Source organism: Novosphingobium sp. BL-S-24, assembly GCF_055521575.1.
This window is the reverse complement of the sequence record NZ_CM145488.1, coordinates 844,186-860,360: the sequence shown is the minus strand read 5'-3', so window position 1 is coordinate 860,360 and position 16,175 is coordinate 844,186. Positions and strand designations below refer to the sequence as shown.

Genomic DNA, 16,175 nt, shown 5'->3' with positions numbered 1-16,175 from the left:
TTTCTCTCGCGTGACGCTGCGGTAGCGAGAGGGCACTAATGGATGTTTATCTTCCCATCGCGAACCTGTCGGTCAACGGTTTCATCATCGTTGCCCTTGGCGCGCTGACCGGCGTGCTTTCGGGCATGTTCGGCGTGGGCGGCGGATTCCTGACGACGCCGCTGATGATCTTCTACGGCATCCCGCCCACCGTCGCCGCCGCATCTGCCGCCAGCCAGGTGACCGGCGCCAGCGTGTCGGGCGTCTTCGCGCATACCCGACGCGGCAACGTGGACTACCAGATGGGGTCGGTGATGGTCGCCGGCGGCATCATCGGCACCGGCCTTGGCGCGCTGCTGTTCAACCTGCTGCAGCAATGGGGCCAGATCGATACCGTCATCAACATCCTCTACGTGGTGATGCTCGGTTCGATCGGCGGGCTGATGGGCAAGGAAAGCATCCAGTCGATCCGGGCCGAGCGTTCCGGCGTGCCGCTGCCCGCCCGCAAGCGCCGCCACCACCCGATGGTCGCCAACCTGCCGATGCGCTGGCGGTTCTATCGCTCGGGCCTCTACATCTCGCCGCTCGCCCCGCTGCTGCTCGGCATGGGGACCGGCATCCTGACGATGCTGATGGGCGTGGGCGGCGGTTTCATCCTCGTGCCCGCGATGCTCTATATCCTGGGCATGAGCGCCAACGTGGTCGTCGGCACGTCGCTGTACCAGATCCTGTTCGTGACGATGGCGACGACGATGATGCACGCGCTGACGACCCGCGCCGTCGATATCGTGCTGGCGTCGCTGCTGCTGCTCGGTTCTGTGACGGGCGCGCAAGTCGGCGCGCAGTTCGCGCAGAAGGCCAGCCCGGTGAAGCTGCGCCTGATCCTGGCGGTGATCGTCCTGCTGGTGGCGGGGCGCATGGCGCTGGGCCTCGGCTATCGCCCGGACGAGATCTACACGGTCGGCGCGTTATGAGAGCGTGGCTGAGCCTGCTGTTCGTCCCGCTCGCGCTGGTGATGCTGACCGGCGCGCGCGATCCGATCCTTGTCACCGAAGTGTCCCAGCACGAAGTCGACCTGCAACAGGGCTTCACCGGCACCGAACTGCTGCTGTTCGGCGCGATCCTGACGCCGGAGGGTTCGCGCGCCGCGCAGGACTATGACATCGTGGTGGTGCTGAAAGGGCCGACGCAATCTATCGTTCTGCGTGAAAAGGAAAAGGTCGCCGGCATCTGGATCAACGCGGACAGCACCGAATTGCGCAGCGCGCCCAGTTACTACGCCATCGCCTCCACCCGGCCGATCGCGCAGATCGTGGACGACAAGACGGCGGCGATCTACGAACTCGGCCTCAAATGGCTCCAGCTCTCTCCCATCGGCGTCATCGATCCCGAGGAGCAGACCCGGTTTTCCGCCGGGCTGGTCGATCTGAACCGCCGAAACGGCCTCTATCGCGAAGAGGAGGGCGGCGTGAAAGTGAGCGAGCAAGTTCTCTATCAGGCGCGCATAGACCTGCCGTCCAGCGTTCCGATCGGCGTCTACACCGCCGAGACGTTCGCCATATCCAAAGGGCGCGTCGTCGCCTCTGCCACCAGCCAGGTCGAAGTGCGCAAGCAGGGGGCGGAGCGGGCGATCGCCAACTTTGCCGAGAACTACGGGTTTGCTTATGGCCTGATGGCGGTGTTCGTGTCGGTCGGCATGGGCTGGCTGGCGGGGCGTCTGTTTGCGTTGATCTGAGTTCGGCTCTTAGTCTGAAATTAACTGGAACGCGTCTAACCCCCCGGATCGGTTGCCTCTTTTCCGACGGTTGAACGCAGATGTATGTCGATGGTCTCGATCCGGTCCACACCCCGCACGCATCGGCCCCGCCGGTGACGGATCACGCGTTTCACAGCGATCAGGAGCCGATCGGCGTCATCCTTGATGTCAGCGGATCGGGCACGCGCATTGCTTTCGATCTGGAGCGGCTGGGCCAGATCGCGCAGGACCGCGATCCGTCAGTGGCGATGTCAGGACAGGTGAGCAGCCAGGTCAAGATCCGCGTCGGCAACGGCTGGCTCCTCGCCAGTGTCCGCAACCAGCGGCAGGACGCCAAGATGGCGGGCGGCGTCCTCTCGGATGCGGACTTTCTGGGTGAGGGCCAGGTCGAACGCCTGACCGGCCGCATCCACGCCTTCCGTCGCGGCGTGACGTTCTATCCCATTCCCGGCGCCCTCGTTTACCCCGCCACCAGCGACGACTTGCGCCAGATCTACGCCAGCGACGGACGCTCGGCGATCCAGATCGGCAACGTCTATCCTACGCGTGACATTCGCGCCGGGCTGTACGTCGACGCGCTGCTCGGCAAGCACTTCGCCTTGCTCGGATCGACCGGCACCGGCAAGTCGACCAGCGTGGCGCTGATCCTGCATCGCATCTGCCAGCACGCGCCCGAAGGCCATGTCATTATGGTCGATCCGCACGGCGAATACGCCGCCGCGTTCCAGGATACCGGCGTCATTCTTGACGTGTCGAACCTGCAGATGCCCTATTGGCTGATGAATTTCGAGGAGACGTGCGAAGTCCTCCTCACCTCGCGCGGGGATGACCGGCAGCTCGACGCCGAAATCCTTGGCAAGGCGCTGCTGGAGGCGCGTTCCAAGAACCGGCTTGCCGAGCAGCTGGGCCGGATCACGGTCGATTCGCCGATCCCCTATCTGTTGTCCGACTTGGGCATGATCCTGAACAACGCGATGGGCAAGCTGGACAAGGGTCACAACAGCGCGCCGTACTTGCGCATCCGCAACAAGCTGGACGAGCTGAAGGGCGATCCGCGCTACCAGTTCATGTTCTCCGGCATGCTGGTGGGGGACACCATGGCCGAGTTCATCTCGCGCCTGTTCCGCCTGCCGTCGCGCGGGCGGCCGATCTCGATCATCGACGTGTCCGGCGTGCCGACCGAGATCACGTCCACGGTGGTCGCGGTGCTGAGCCGACTGGTGTTCGACTTCGCCATCTGGGCGCGTGAGGAAAAGACGCGCCCCATCCTCCTCGTTTGCGAGGAAGCACACCGTTACGTGCCCAACGAGAAGAACGCGGATGGTTCCTCCGTCGGCCGCATCCTGTCGCGTATCGCCAAGGAAGGGCGCAAATACGGCATCTCGCTCGGCCTGATCACGCAGCGCCCGTCCGACCTTGCCGAAGGCGTGCTGTCGCAGTGCGGCACGATCATCTCGATGCGCCTCAACAACGACCGCGATCAGGCGTTCGTGCGCGCCGCCATGCCCGAGGGCGCGCGCGGCTTCCTCGATTCGATCCCAGCGCTGCGCAACCGCGAGTGCATCATCTGCGGGGAAGGCGTGGCCATCCCGATGCGCGTTGCGTTCGATGATCTGGAAGAGGAAAAGCGGCCCGCTTCGGCCGATCCGTCCTTCACCGAGCTATGGAATTCGAGCGGCGGGGAAGAGGACATGGTCCTGCGCACCGTCCAGCGCTGGCGCGCACAGGGGCGGTGAGCGCGTAGGCTTCCGTTTCAGGCGGGGGCCTTGTACGCCGCCCGCCAGTTGCCGAAGCGATAGTACGCCAGGGTAATCGCCACGGTGAGCGCCGATCCGACCGGATAGGCCCACCACACCGCATCGCTCCCCAGATACGGCACCGCCAGAGCATAAAAGCCCAGGCGTCCGGGGTATAGGCCCAGGAACAGGATCACCAGCGGAGCCACGACCGCACCATAGGCGCGCATCGTGCCGGTCAGGATCATGGTGACGGACACGATCACGAAGGACGCGGTACAGATCACCTGAATATGTTCCGCGATCGGCATTGCCGGGCTGTCGCCGCCCAGGAACAGCGCAAGCAGGGGGCGATCGAAGCCGACGATCAGCGCGGCCGCGACGGTCGACATGACGAGGTTGGTCGCGAGGCCGGTGAGCGTCACTTTGTCCACCCGGCCATGATCGCCCGCGCCCAGCGATTGCGCCACCATCGCGCTGACGGCGGAGCCGATCGCCAGCGCGGGCATCTGCAGGTAGTTCCAAAGCTGCAACGACGCTCCGTACGCCGCCGCTGCGTTCAGGCCCTGCCGGTTGACAAGGCTGATCATCACCAGCCCGGCGGACGACATGATCAGCATCTGCGCGCCCATCGGCAGGCCCTTGCCGAGCACATAGCGAAGATCCGGCCCGCTCGGTATCAGGTACTCCAGCTCCGGGCCGCGCAGCCGCAGGGGCAGGTCGCGGCGATAGATGAACCATATCTGGAACAGCATCCCCGCCGTGTTCGCCAGCGCCGTCGCGATCGCGGAGCCGGCCACGCCCAGCGTCGGCAGCGGGCCGACACCGATGATCAGCAGCGGGTTGAGCACGATGTCGAGCACCACCGTCAGGATCATCGCATAGAGCGGGATCTTGGAATCGCCCGCCCCGCGCATGCCCATGGACACCATCATGCTGATCGTCGCGAGCGGGATCGTCAGGAAGATCACCCGCAGGTACGACAGCGCATCCGCGCGGCTGGCCTCGGGCGTGCCCAGCGTGTCGAGCAGCGGACCCGCACCGAACCAGCCGATCAGGCCGGTCGCGATCGAGATGCCGATGCAAAAGCCCATGCCGGTGCCGAACGTGCGGCGCACCGCGTCCATGTTGCGCGCGCCGAAATGCTGGCCCACGCGCACGGTGGTCGCCATGCCGAAGCCGAAGACGCCCGCGAAGACCAGGAACATCACGATGTTGGCGTTGGCCGTTGCCGCCAGCGCGCTTTCGCCCAGCAGGCGGCCCACCCAGATCGCGTTGACCGAGCCGTTCAGCGTCTGCAGCACGTTGGACAGCAGCATCGGCACCGAGAACATCAGCAGCGTCTTGAGGATCGGTCCCTGGGTCAGGTCCCCTTTCAGCGCCGGCCCCTGACGCGCGGCTTCTTCCCGGGCCTTGGCCTCTGCCTCGATGGCCTGAGCCTCGGCGATGGGAATCGGGGATGCTTCGTTCATGTGCCCCTCGTGTCGCCCCACAGATGGATGTGCAAGCGATCCGAGAACCGCAATCCGTTGCGCGAACAGAAATCGGCCAGCCAGCCGGATCGTTCCCGGATCACGTCGCTGGACCGGCCTTCCGGCATCAGGAACAGCCGCTCGCCGGGGATGGCATAGGTCTGTTGCAGGTCCATGATCTCGGCAAGGTCCGCTTCCTGCGCGATCACGAACTTGAAAAAGGCCCGCGGTTCCGCCGCCCACGCCGCCAGCCGGGCAGGGACCAGCGCCAGCTCGGCGGCATTGCCGCTGTGCGCGAGTTTCGGGCTGACGTTGTACTGGTGGACCAGCGGATCAAGCGCGGCATGCGGCGGGACCGTGGAGTTGGTCTCGATCTCGATGTGCATGCCCGGCCGCACATCGCCAAGCGCCATGACCATCCGCGCCAGCGCCGCGCCCTGCAGCAAAGGCTCGCCGCCGGTGATGACCAGTCGATCCGGGGGGAGCGCAGCCACGTTCCGGGCCAGCTCCGCCTCGTCCATCGTCACCTGATTGTCGGCACGCTCGAACGCCAGACCGTCGTCATGGGGGCGATTGTCGCCGGTGAAGCGCCAGGTATAGGCCGTGTCGCACCAGTGGCACGCCAGATTGCAGCGGGAGAGGCGCACGAACGTGCTCGGCCGCCCCAACGACGGACCTTCGCCCTGAAGGGAGGCGAATATCTCCGGTTGCCCCGGCGTTGTGGTGGCTAGAGTTAGCATCAGGGCGTCAGCATCAGCGCGTCAGCAAGGTCCAGGCGGCATCACTCACCCCAACCGCGCCAGCGCCGCTGCCAGCCGTTCGGCCTCGGCCGAATGCGCGGCGTGGTCGGCGCGGGCCTTTTCCACCGCCTCGGGCTTGGCCTTTTGCGCGAAGGCCGGATTGTCGAGCCGCTTGGCGAGCGAATCGCGCTCCTTTACTGAGGCGGCGTGCGCCTTTTCCAGACGCGCCTTTTCGGCTCCGATGTCGATCACGCCTTCCAGCGGGATCGCCAGCATCGCATCACCTGCGCCCACCTGCATCGCGGCGCCCGCAGGGGCAGCCTCGAAGTGGATCGCATCCAGCCGCGCCAGGCGATCGATCGCCCGGGCGTTACGCTCGATGATGGCCCGCGTCTCATCCGATGGCTGGGCGAGATAGGCGGTCAGCCGCGCGCCGGGCGAAATGCCCAGTTCCGACTTCGCGCCGCGCAAGTTGCCGACAAGGGCGATCAGCCACTCGACCTCGACCTTGGCGGCCGCATCGACCTTCACCCCCGGCTGCGGCCAGCGCGCGACGATCAGCTCGTTCTCGCGCGCGCCCATCTTGCTCCACAGTTCTTCGGTGACGAACGGCATGAAGGGGTGGAGCATGACGAGGATCTGGTCGAGCACCCAGCCGGCGACGGCCTTCGTCTCGTCATCGAACTGGCCCTTGATCAGTTCGATGTACCAGTCGCAGAACTGGTTCCACACGAAGTGGTAGATCGCGTTGGCGGCGGCATCGAAGCGCAAGTCCGCCATCGCCTTGTCGAGCGCGGCGACGGTCTCCACCACTTCGCCGATGATCCAGCGATTGACGGCGGACGTGGCGGCGGGGGCGGCGAGCGACGTGCTCGCGCCGATGCCGTTCGACTGGCAGAAACGCGCCGCGTTCCACAGCTTGGTGGCGAAGTTGCGGTACCCTTCGACCCGCTTCTCATCCATCTTCACGTCGCGGCCCTGGCTTTCCATGGCGGTCATGAAAAAGCGGAGCGCGTCGGCGCCGTACTGGTCGATCAGGCCCAGCGGATCGACCACGTTGCCTTTGGACTTGGACATCTTCTGCCCATCGGCGGCGCGCACCAGCCCATGCAGATAGAGCCGCTTCCACGGCACTTCCTTCATGAAATGGATGCCCTGCATCGCCATGCGCGCATCCCAGAAGAACAGGATGTCGAAGCCCGAGACGAGCAGGTCGTTGGGGTAGTGCTTGGCAAGGAGCGGGGCGTCCTGATCGGGCCACCCGAGCGTGGCGAAAGGCCACAACGCCGAGGAGAACCAGGTGTCGAGCACGTCCTCGTCACGAACCAGTTTCTTGTTGCCGGCCTGCGCCTGCGCTTCTTCTTCCGTTTCGGCGACGAAGATTTCCCCGTCATCCGCGAACCACGCCGGAATCCGGTGTCCCCACCATAGCTGGCGACTAACGCACCACGGCTGGATGTTTTCCATCCAGTTGAAGAAGGTCTTTTCCCAGGTCTTGGGGACGATCTCGATCTGGCCGGTGCGCACCGCTTCCAGCGGCGCCTTGGCGAGGGTTTGCGCATCGACGTACCATTGATCAGTCAGCCAAGGTTCGATCACCACGCCGCCACGGTCGCCATACGGCGTCGCGATGGTGCGCGGCTCGGCGTCGTGCTTAACCTCGTTGCCTTCCTTGTCCTTCGTGATGTGCGGTATGAGGAGACCCAGCTCCTTCATCTGGTCAATCACGGCGGCGCGGGCGTCGAAGCGGTCGAGCCCAAGGAAAGCGTGCGGGATCAGCCCGTCCGACGTCTGGCAGACTTTCGCCTCGGCATCGAGCATGTTGAGCATGTCCGCCGCCTTGAATCCGGCGCGCTTGCCTACCTCAAAATCGTTGAAGTCATGCCCAGGCGTGATCTTCACAGCGCCCGAACCCAGTTCCGGGTCGGCGTGCTCGTCGGCGATGATCGGGATTTCACGGCCGGTGATCGGCAGGGTGACGGTCGCCCCGCGTTCGAGCAGCGGCTTGTAGCGATCGTCCGCCGGATTAACGGCCACGGCCATGTCGGCCAGCATCGTCTCGGGCCGGGTGGTGGCGACCATGATGTGGCCCGAACCGTCCGAGAGCGGATATTTGAAGTGCCAGAAATGGCCCTGAATTTCGCGCGTTTCCACCTCAAGGTCGCTGATCGCGGTCTTGAGCTTGGGGTCCCAGTTCACCAGTCGCTTGTCGCGATAGATCAGGCCCTGCTTGTGCAGATCGACGAAGACCTTCACCACGGCGCGGGTGAAATGCGGGTCCATGGTGAACTGCTCGCGGCTCCAGTCCATCGAGCAGCCCAGGCGACGCAGCTGGCCGGTGATGGTGCCGCCGCTTTCGCGCTTCCAGTCCCACACCTTTTCGATGAACTGTTCGCGCGAATAGTTGGTTCGCTTGTCCTGCGCGGCTTCCAGCTGGCGTTCGACCACCATCTGCGTGGCGATCCCGGCATGGTCGGTGCCGACCACCCACAGCGCATCCTTGCCGCGCAGCCGCTCGTACCGGATCACCACGTCCTGCAGCGTGTTGTCGAGCGCGTGCCCGATGTGCAGCGAGCCGGTGACGTTCGGCGGCGGATTGACGATGGTGAAGGGCGCGGCGTCCGGGCGTTCCGGCCGGAACAGATTGCCCGCTTCCCAGTGGGCGTACCACTTCGCCTCGATCCGGGCGGGGTCGAAAGTCTTGTCGAGTCCGCCCTCGGGCGCGGCATCTGTAATGGCGTCGGTCATGGCGCGGGGCTTTGCCAGCGCGCGGGATGGCGCGCAAGACAACAGTGGAGGGGCAGGGCGGTCCTGTGGTTGTAGGTGCGGCCTATGTAGTTTTAGGTGCCGCGTTTTGGGACTTTACGAACAATTCGTCGCTGGCATGGAACCTCTTGCCGGTTAGGGGTTTTTCGCAGATACGAGCATACATGCGGGAATGGGCTGACTTCACCCTGTCGGAAAACGACCAAGGCGGCGACCATGTCCTTGCGCTGAAGGGACCGCTGCGCGTCCATTCTCTTGGCAACATCGATGCAAAGCTGGCCGGTTTATCCGGGGATTTCAAGCGGATAGACATGTCCGGTGTGACGGACATCGACACGACCGGCGCCTGGCTCGTCAGCCGCTACGCCAGCGAACGGGGCCTCGAAATCACCGGCGAAAGCGACCAGGCCCGCCGCCTCTTCGCCTCGCTGGGAGATATCGGCGAAGAACAGGCGAAACCCGAACCGCAACTGCCATTGGTCACCCGAACCCTAGGGGAACTGGGCGATCTGGTGTCCAACTGGGGGCACGGCCTCTACAAACTGGTCGGCTTTTTGGGCGAGCTGATGGTCGCGTTCGGCGCGGTTATCCGCCGCCCATCGAAGCTGCGGGGCACGGCGCTGGTCTTCCACATGCAGTACGTGGGCGTAAATTCGCTCTGGATCATCGGCTTGATGAGCTTTCTCATCGGTATCGTGATCGCGCAGCAGGGCGCGGTGCAGCTCGCTCAGTTCGGCGCAGAAATCTATACCATCAACCTGACCGGCCGCCTTTCGATGCGCGAACTGGGCATCCTGATGACCTCGATCATGGTGGCTGGCCGGTCCGGCTCGGCCTTCGCCGCGCAGATCGGCACCATGAAGCTGACCGAGGAAGTCGACGCCATGCGCACCATCGGCGTGTCGCCGATGGAGGCGCTGGTCGTGCCCCGCGTGCTGGCCTCGATGATCATGATGCCGATGCTGGGCTTCTACAGCACGGTGCTGGCGATCATCGGCGGCGCGTTCATATCGAACTTCGCTCTCGACATCCCGTTCTGGACGTTCCTCCAGCGCACGCAGGAAGTGGTGCCGATCACCGACGTCTGGGTCGGCCTCATCAAGGCGCCGGTTTTCGCGCTGATCGTGGCGCTGGCAGGCTGTTATCAGGGCATGCAGGTCACCTCCAACGCCGAGGAAGTTGGCGCGCGAACAACGCAGGCCGTGGTGACCGCGATCTTCACGGTAATCGTGCTCGATGCCTTCTTCGCCGTGTTCTTCACGAAGATCGGTTGGGAATGACGGATCTTTCCACCAATACCGATCGGGGCGAATACCCCATCATTGTCGAAGGGCTGCGCAATACCTTCGGCGATCACGTGATTCATGAAGATTTATCGCTAAAGGTCCGCAAAGGCGAGATTTTGGGCGTCGTTGGCGGCTCCGGTACGGGCAAATCCGTGCTGATGCGCTCGATCATCGGCCTGCAGCAGCCGACAGCGGGCGACATCACCGTCCTTGGTCACAAGATGGGCGATTCGACCGAGGAAGATTCGATCGACCTGCGGTCGCGCTGGGGTGTGCTGTTTCAAGGCGGCGCTCTGTTCTCGACGCTGACGGTGGGTGAGAACGTGGAAGTGCCGCTCAAGCAGTTCTTCCCGGAAATTACCGATTCGCTGCGGGCCGACATCGCACGCTTCAAGGTCCGGCTGTCCGGTCTCGCGGAAGAGGCGGCGTTCAAGTATCCGAACGAACTTTCTGGCGGCATGAAAAAGCGTGCTGGCCTTGCCCGTGCGCTGGCGCTGGATCCGGAGCTGCTGTTCCTTGACGAACCAACCGCCGGGCTCGACCCGATCGGGGCGGCGGCCTTCGATAGCCTGACCCGGGAACTTAAGGAAACGCTCGGCCTGACGGTGTTCCTGATCACCCACGATCTCGACACTCTTTATGCGATCTGTGACCGGGTGGCAGTGCTGGCGGACAAACAGGTGATCGCCGTGGGCACGATCCCGGAACTGTTGGCACTGGACCATCCATGGATCCAGGAATACTTCAACGGCCCTCGCGGCCGGGCGGCACTCGCCACCAAGGACGATCCGGCGGTGATGCCGGACCGTGACGCGAAACACGGGGCGGAACACGGGACAACCCGATCCGTTGAAACTTCTTCGACCTCGAACGAGGCGCAGCCGTCCGATCCGGACCGCGGCAAGACAGGGGCATAGGGCACAGACGATGGAAACAAGGGCCAATCACGTCTGGGTCGGCGCCGTTACGCTGGTGTTGCTGGCGGCGCTGGCTGCGTTCGTCATCTGGATCGCGCGTCTTAACGAAGGCTCGCAGAACGAGTACGACATCTTCTTCAAACAATCGGTCGATGGCTTGGCGAAAGGGTCGGAAGTCGCCTACGCAGGCGTTCCGTCTGGTCAGGTGACGAAGATCGAGTTGTGGCCGCAGGATCCCAGCTTCGTGCGCGTTCGTGTGAAAGTGGATGAAAAGGTGCCAATTACGGTGGGCACCACCGCGACGATCCAGGCCAGCTTTACGGGCGTGTCCGACATCCAGCTGGAAGGCGCCGTGAAAGGCGCGCCGCTGCTGACCGAACCGGGGCCCGAAGGCGTGCCTGTTATTCCGACCAAGCGCGGTGGTTTCGGGGAAATCCTGTCCAACGCGCCGCTTCTTCTGGAGCGTCTGGCAACGCTCACCGAAAACCTGAATCAGATGTTGAGCGATGAAAATCGGCGCTCGATATCCGGCATTCTCAAGAACACCGACAAGATGACCCGCGATATCTCGCAGGCAACGCCGGAATTCCGGACCACCATGGTCGAAATGCGCAAGACTTTGGCGCAAGCGACGCAGACGTTGAAGGCGTTTGAAGGCGTGGCGGGCAAAGCTGACGATCTGCTGGGTAGCGAAGGCAATTCTCTGGCGGATCAGCTGCGCAAGACGCTGGCGTCGGCTCAGAAGTCGATGGATCAGCTGGACGTGACCATGCAGCATGCACAACCCGCGCTTGATCAGGTCTCGCAGCAAACGCTGCCGGCCGCTGAGGCGGCGATCCGCGATCTGCGGGCCACCAGCAAGGCGTTGCGCAGCGTTACCGAAAAGATCGACGAACAGGGTGCGGGCGCGCTGCTCAAAGGGCAGAAGCTGCCGGACTATAAGCCATGACGAGGGGCACGATGGAAAAGGCGATGACCCGTTCAGGGATCCGTTTGGGCGGCATGCGTATTCGCGGAGTTCACGCATCCGGCTTCATGGCGATAGCCGCCGCGCTGACGTTGTCAGGCTGCATCAGCTTCGGGGCGAAACCGCCGGACGAACTGATGCGTCTGACCCCTGCGGAGTCGGCGCCTGCGGGTTCGACCGCCAGTGGCCAGTTGACCGACGCGATCGTCGTTCTCGATCCGGAGGCGGATCGCGGGCTGGACGTATTGCGCGTTCCGGTCACAGTCGATTCCTCCAGCGTGGCGTACCTCAAGGACGCCTTGTGGATCGAGAAGCCTTCACGTCAGTTCCGCTCTCTTCTTGGCGAAACGTTGCGGGCGCGGACCGGGCGGCTGGTCGTGGAAGGTGGCGACTTCGAGGTTACCGGTCGGACGTTGATTGGCGGCCGGATCCTGCAGATGGGCTATGATGCGCAGCGCAGCGCGGTGGTGGTCCGCTTCGATGCGATGCGCACCGAGCGGGGCGGCAAGAACGTGCAATCGCGTCGCTTTGAATCCGTGGTCAGCGGCGTGGAAGCGAAAGCCAAGCCCGTCGGCGTCGCGCTCAATCAGGCGGCGAATGACGTTGCCCGCCAGGTCGCCGATTGGGTCAGTGGCTCTTGAGGTAAGAGACCAGCCCGCGCGAGTGTATCGCGCGGGATGTTTCAGGCTCGCGCCAGTTCGGCCAGCTTGATCGCCAGTTGAAACGCTTCAAGCCGGGCGGCGCGGCGTTCCGCTGCTTCCCAGTCGTCGCCCCATAGTTCGACTTGCCAGTCTGCTTCCAGTTCAGCGGCATCGAACAAGGCGACTGCAACGCTGTTCGGCCGGATCGCTTCCAGTGCGATGACCAGCGAGGATGCGAGGCTCGCCAGCATTTTCAACGCCGCCAAGTCAAAATCGCTGCAATTGCGTAACTCTGCGCGCAGACGATCCAGCGTGTCAGCAGGCTGAGGCTTGTGCATGATGCCGGATATGCGGGCGAATCGAACGTCCAGTCGCTGTTCGAACGCCGCCAGAAGCGGTTCCCACACGGCAGTCTGGCGCTTGTACAGCGCTTCATCGGGATCGGCGCGATAGCACAGGGTGTCGGTTTCAGCGTAAGGGATCAGTTCGGCGATTACCGTATCGCGCGCGGGGGCCACCGCGTCGATGGCGAAGTCGCTCAGATCGCGCAGGTGGAACGTGGCGGGGTCGATCGTCTCACCTTGTGCGTCCCATTCCGCCGCCAGCGCCTCGGCCAGCGCGCGGCTGGGCACGATCTGGGCGCGGGCACCTGCAGTTCGAATGCCGCGCCCGTCCAGAGTGGCCCGCCATCCGCCCTCGGCCTGTTCCAGACCAACTTGTTTGTAGAAACGCTTCATGATCCGTGGCTCTATCGGGGAGTGCGCCATTTGCGCGCGAGGATGGTCGGGATGACGAAGACATCGATCAGACCATTGGCGATCAGCAGGTAGCCGACCCATTGCGGAACTTGCGCAAGAATGCGGTCAGAGGTGATCAGCATTCCGAGCACGACAAAGGCGACACCGGCAAGGCGCACGGCATTCAGGATGGCGAAACGCGCCATTGCCGGGTCACGTTCGCTCATGAAAGCAGATGGTCCCGCAGCAGGGCAGGGCTGTCGACGACGATCTCGGCCCCAGCCTCCAGCAATTCGCTGGGGCGGTGGTAGCCCCAATCGACACCGATCCCTCGAACCCCGGCGCTTTTCGCCATCGCGATATCGTACGCGGTATCACCGATCATTACGGCCTCGTCAGGCCGCGCGCCGGCTTCCATCAGGGCCTGTTCCAGCATGGCCGGATGCGGCTTTGACGGGTGGCGATCGGCCGTCTGCAAGGTCACGAAAAGATCGGAAATGCTGTTGGCTTCAAGACAGAATTGCAAACCGCGGTCCGACATGCCGGTCGCCACGCCAAGCGTCCATCCGGCTGCCTGTAAAGAACGCAGCGTGTCCGCGATGCCCGGGAACAAGGGCTGGGCAACACGGCCCTGTTCGCGCGCGCTACGGAAGGAAAGTTTATACACTTCGGCCATTGCAGCCTGCTGCTCGCCGTCGGATTTAGGCAGCAGTTGCCGAATGGCGTGAGGCAGCGAAAGGCCCACCGCTCGGCGGATTGCGCCGCGCGATGGGGCAGGGAGGGAGAATTCGGCGAACGCCGCTTCCATGGCTTCGCAGATTGGTGCTTGCCCATCGACCAGCGTGCCGTCGCAGTCGAAAACCGCCAGCTTCATCAGCTACGCCCGCCACGCGGCGCGCCGCGAGGTGCGCCGCCGGGTTTGCGAGCGGGAGCGGTACTGCGTGGACCGCTAGGCTTGCCGCCCGCGCGCACCGGCTTTCCGAGTGACTTCGCGCCCGGTTTTGCAGCGCTTCTGGCCAAGGGCTTGCCGCCTAGCTTGCCCGTCGCCTTGGAGCCAGGCTTTGCCGATGGCTTGCCCGACCGAACCTGGCCTGAGGGATTGTCCGTCCGTTTACGCCTCTCGCCGCGCCGTTCCTTGCGGTATTCCTTTGCGTGAGCCTTGGCGGCCTTCTTACGCTCTTCCTTCGAGAAATCGGTGGGTGCGTCGTCCGGCATTTCGCCTTCGGATTCCTCGAAACCCAGCGATTCGAGAGAATTCGCGAAGTGTTCGGGCAAGGGCGCGGTGACGTCCAGCGGTGCGCCGTCCGGGTGTTCGATGATCAGGCGGCGGGCGTGCAGGTGCATCTTGCGGCTGATCGATCCGGTCAGGAACGCTTCCTGCCCGCCGTACTTGCCATCGCCCACGATCGGGTGGCCGATTGCCGCCATGTGCACGCGCAACTGGTGCGTGCGGCCGGTGAGGGGGTGAAGCTCCACCCAGGCGGCGCGGTTACCGGCGCGATCGATGACACGATAGCGGGTGCGCGCGGTCTGGCCTTCCTTCTCGTCAACGTGCATCTTTTCGCCGCCGGTTCCGGGCTGCTTCCCGATCGGCAATTCGATCATGCCATCGTTGATGCTGGGGACGCCGACGACCAGCGCCCAGTAGATTTTGCGGGCGGTGCGGCCGGAGAAACGCTTGGAAAAGAACGAGGCGCTGCCCGGCGTGCGCGCGATCAGGAGAACGCCGGACGTATCTTTGTCGAGGCGGTGGACCAGCCGAGGACGCGGGCCTTTCTCGACATAGGCGTCTAGCAGACCGTCGACGTGCTGGGTCATGCCCGAGCCACCCTGCGTCGCCAGACCCGGCGGTTTGTTCAGCACGATGGCCGCGCGGTCCTGCGTCAGCACCATCGAATCGGCGAGGGCGATTTCCTCCTCGGTCAGTTCGCGGCGAGGGCGGGGGCCATCGATCGCCTTCGGATCACCGCCGGGGGGGACCCGAAGGACTTGTCCTGGCGTCAGCCGTGTATCGACGTCGGCGCGCTTGCCATCGACACGCAGCTGTCCGGTACGCGCCCAGCGCGACACCATCGCAAAGCTCACCTGAGGCAGATGGCGCTTGAACCAGCGATCCAGGCGTACCCCGTCATCGTCGTGGCCGACAGTGAACTGACGCACTGTTTCAGAATTACCGGGGTTCATGCCGCGCTCCGCATCAAGATCAGGCCAAGGAACAGGCTGGCAAACCCGGCGAGCAGCGACAGCCCTGTATATAGAGCCGCCGTGCCGATCGCGCCTCGTTCGATCAGAGCGACCGCATCGAGACTGAATGAAGAAAAGGTGGTGAAGCCGCCAAGGACGCCGACACCCAAGAGCAGCCGAACCGGCTCACCGGTCGTGTCAGCACGGGCAAGCCATCCTGCGAGGACACCCATCAGCAGGCTGCCGACAATGTTCACGGTTAGCGTCCCGTACGGAAACGCAGCGCCCCGAGCTGGACCCAGCGCCGCCCCCATGCCGCGCCCCACCAGGAAGCGCAGCCACGAGCCAAAGGCGCCGCCGCCGGCCACGTAAACCGAGGCGGCAAGAAAGGAGGGGTGAGGCATGGCGCTCGCCTTAGACGCGAATCGGGGAATTTCCAAACGACGCGAGACAGTGACGCGCAATTGCCGCCGAAACATGCTAACGACGATTCATTCAGCGCAATATCCACGCGTTGCCGCAAGTCAGGGCCTCGCCGTGCCCGTTTGGACTTGTCTTAGTGACGCCGGTTTGGTAACGGGCGCGCCATTCGAGCCGCTCCTTTGCTGGTAGCGGTTCTATTTTGGCTCAAGATTCGCGGTTCGTCTCGCCTAAGTGGATGCGGGACGGGCCTCGTTCGTTTTTTTTGAGGTGTGTCGGTTTATGCAAATTCTCGTCCGCGACAACAATGTTGATCAGGCCCTTCGTGCGCTGAAGAAGAAGCTGCAGCGTGAAGGTGTCTACCGCGAGATGAAGCTGCGCCGTCACTACGAAAAGCCGTCGGAAAAGCGCGCTCGCGAAAAGGCTGCTGCGGTTCGCCGCGCCCGCAAGCTCGAGCGTAAGCGCATGGAGCGCGACGGCGCCAAGTAAGCGTGTTTCCCGCGCCTTTGCGCGGGGCACCTTGAAATCGCGGCTTGCGGCTTGAACGCCGCGCCGGGTTGAGCCATGAGGGCGC

16 protein-coding genes are annotated in these 16,175 nt (G+C 64.0%); 8 read left to right on the top strand and 8 right to left on the bottom strand.

Going from position 1 to position 16,175, the window contains the following annotated elements:
• The first annotated feature begins 38 nt into the window (after positions 1-38).
• The 3 genes from ACZ1JM_RS09315 (at position 39) to ACZ1JM_RS09305 (ending at position 3,471) form a co-directional block, all read left to right on the top strand.
• Positions 39-953 carry a sulfite exporter TauE/SafE family protein gene (locus ACZ1JM_RS09315; protein ID WP_465134542.1) on the top strand — a complete coding sequence of 305 codons (915 nt, stop codon included), beginning with the start codon at positions 39-41 and terminating at the stop codon, positions 951-953.
• Positions 950-1,714: a TIGR02186 family protein gene (locus tag ACZ1JM_RS09310; RefSeq protein ID WP_465134541.1), complete on the top strand. Its 765-nt coding sequence runs from the start codon at positions 950-952 to the stop codon at positions 1,712-1,714. Before ACZ1JM_RS09315 ends, ACZ1JM_RS09310 begins: the two co-directional genes overlap by 4 nt.
• Positions 1,715-1,794: 80 nt before the next feature.
• On the top strand, positions 1,795-3,471 hold the full coding sequence (locus tag ACZ1JM_RS09305) for an ATP-binding protein (protein ID WP_465134540.1): 1,677 nt from the start codon (positions 1,795-1,797) through the stop codon (positions 3,469-3,471).
• Between the two features lie 17 nt (positions 3,472-3,488).
• On the opposite strand, the gene ACZ1JM_RS09300 is transcribed toward ACZ1JM_RS09305, so the two are convergent.
• From ACZ1JM_RS09300 to ACZ1JM_RS09290, 3 genes are read right to left on the bottom strand one after another with little or no spacing between them, the layout of a single operon-like run.
• Positions 3,489-4,943, bottom strand: coding sequence for an MATE family efflux transporter (locus ACZ1JM_RS09300; protein ID WP_465134539.1), 1,455 nt, complete (start codon positions 4,941-4,943; stop codon positions 3,489-3,491).
• A complete protein-coding gene (locus tag ACZ1JM_RS09295) occupies positions 4,940-5,686 on the bottom strand; it encodes a 7-carboxy-7-deazaguanine synthase QueE (RefSeq protein WP_465135024.1) in 747 nt (248 codons plus the stop codon). The genes ACZ1JM_RS09300 and ACZ1JM_RS09295 overlap by 4 nt, the downstream gene beginning before the upstream one ends.
• Positions 5,687-5,728: 42 nt before the next feature.
• Positions 5,729-8,431 (bottom strand): valine--tRNA ligase, encoded by a 2,703-nt coding sequence (locus ACZ1JM_RS09290; protein WP_465134538.1) that lies wholly within the window; start codon positions 8,429-8,431, stop codon positions 5,729-5,731.
• A 182-nt stretch (positions 8,432-8,613) separates the two neighbouring features.
• On the opposite strand from ACZ1JM_RS09290, the gene ACZ1JM_RS09285 reads away from it, so the two are divergent.
• The 4 genes from ACZ1JM_RS09285 to ACZ1JM_RS09270 all read left to right on the top strand — a co-directional run bounded on the left by ACZ1JM_RS09285 (position 8,614) and on the right by ACZ1JM_RS09270 (position 12,260).
• Positions 8,614-9,729, top strand: coding sequence for an MlaE family lipid ABC transporter permease subunit (locus ACZ1JM_RS09285; protein WP_465134537.1), 1,116 nt, complete (start codon positions 8,614-8,616; stop codon positions 9,727-9,729).
• Positions 9,726-10,652, top strand: a complete 927-nt coding sequence (locus tag ACZ1JM_RS09280) for an ABC transporter ATP-binding protein (RefSeq protein ID WP_465134536.1) — start codon at positions 9,726-9,728, stop codon at positions 10,650-10,652. Before ACZ1JM_RS09285 ends, ACZ1JM_RS09280 begins: the two co-directional genes overlap by 4 nt.
• A gap of 10 nt (positions 10,653-10,662) precedes the next feature.
• Entirely contained in the window at positions 10,663-11,601 is a 939-nt protein-coding gene (locus ACZ1JM_RS09275; protein WP_465134535.1) for an MlaD family protein, read from the top strand.
• A gap of 86 nt (positions 11,602-11,687) precedes the next feature.
• Positions 11,688-12,260 (top strand): ABC-type transport auxiliary lipoprotein family protein, encoded by a 573-nt coding sequence (locus ACZ1JM_RS09270; RefSeq protein WP_465135023.1) that lies wholly within the window; start codon positions 11,688-11,690, stop codon positions 12,258-12,260.
• Between the two features lie 41 nt (positions 12,261-12,301).
• On the opposite strand, the gene ACZ1JM_RS09265 is transcribed toward ACZ1JM_RS09270, so the two are convergent.
• Genes ACZ1JM_RS09265 through crcB form a run of 5 tightly spaced genes read right to left on the bottom strand, consistent with a single transcriptional unit; the run spans position 12,302 to position 15,585 of the window.
• Entirely contained in the window at positions 12,302-12,997 is a 696-nt protein-coding gene (locus ACZ1JM_RS09265; RefSeq protein WP_465134534.1) for an ATP12 family chaperone protein, read from the bottom strand.
• Positions 12,998-13,008: 11 nt separating this feature from the next.
• A complete protein-coding gene (locus ACZ1JM_RS09260; protein WP_465134533.1) occupies positions 13,009-13,224 on the bottom strand; it encodes a hypothetical protein in 216 nt (71 codons plus the stop codon).
• Entirely contained in the window at positions 13,221-13,871 is a 651-nt protein-coding gene (locus ACZ1JM_RS09255) for an HAD-IA family hydrolase (protein ID WP_465134532.1), read from the bottom strand. The genes ACZ1JM_RS09260 and ACZ1JM_RS09255 overlap by 4 nt, the downstream gene beginning before the upstream one ends.
• Entirely contained in the window at positions 13,871-15,181 is a 1,311-nt protein-coding gene (locus tag ACZ1JM_RS09250) for an RluA family pseudouridine synthase (RefSeq protein ID WP_465134531.1), read from the bottom strand. The genes ACZ1JM_RS09255 and ACZ1JM_RS09250 overlap by 1 nt, the downstream gene beginning before the upstream one ends.
• Positions 15,178-15,585 carry a fluoride efflux transporter CrcB gene (crcB, locus tag ACZ1JM_RS09245; RefSeq protein ID WP_465134530.1) on the bottom strand — a complete coding sequence of 136 codons (408 nt, stop codon included), beginning with the start codon at positions 15,583-15,585 and terminating at the stop codon, positions 15,178-15,180. The genes ACZ1JM_RS09250 and crcB overlap by 4 nt, the downstream gene beginning before the upstream one ends.
• A 298-nt stretch (positions 15,586-15,883) precedes the next feature.
• On the opposite strand from crcB, the gene rpsU reads away from it, so the two are divergent.
• The gene (gene rpsU / locus ACZ1JM_RS09240) at positions 15,884-16,090 is read left to right on the top strand and encodes a 30S ribosomal protein S21 (protein ID WP_007688176.1); all 207 of its coding nucleotides are present in this window, start codon (positions 15,884-15,886) and stop codon (positions 16,088-16,090) included.
• Positions 16,091-16,175 lie beyond the last annotated feature (85 nt).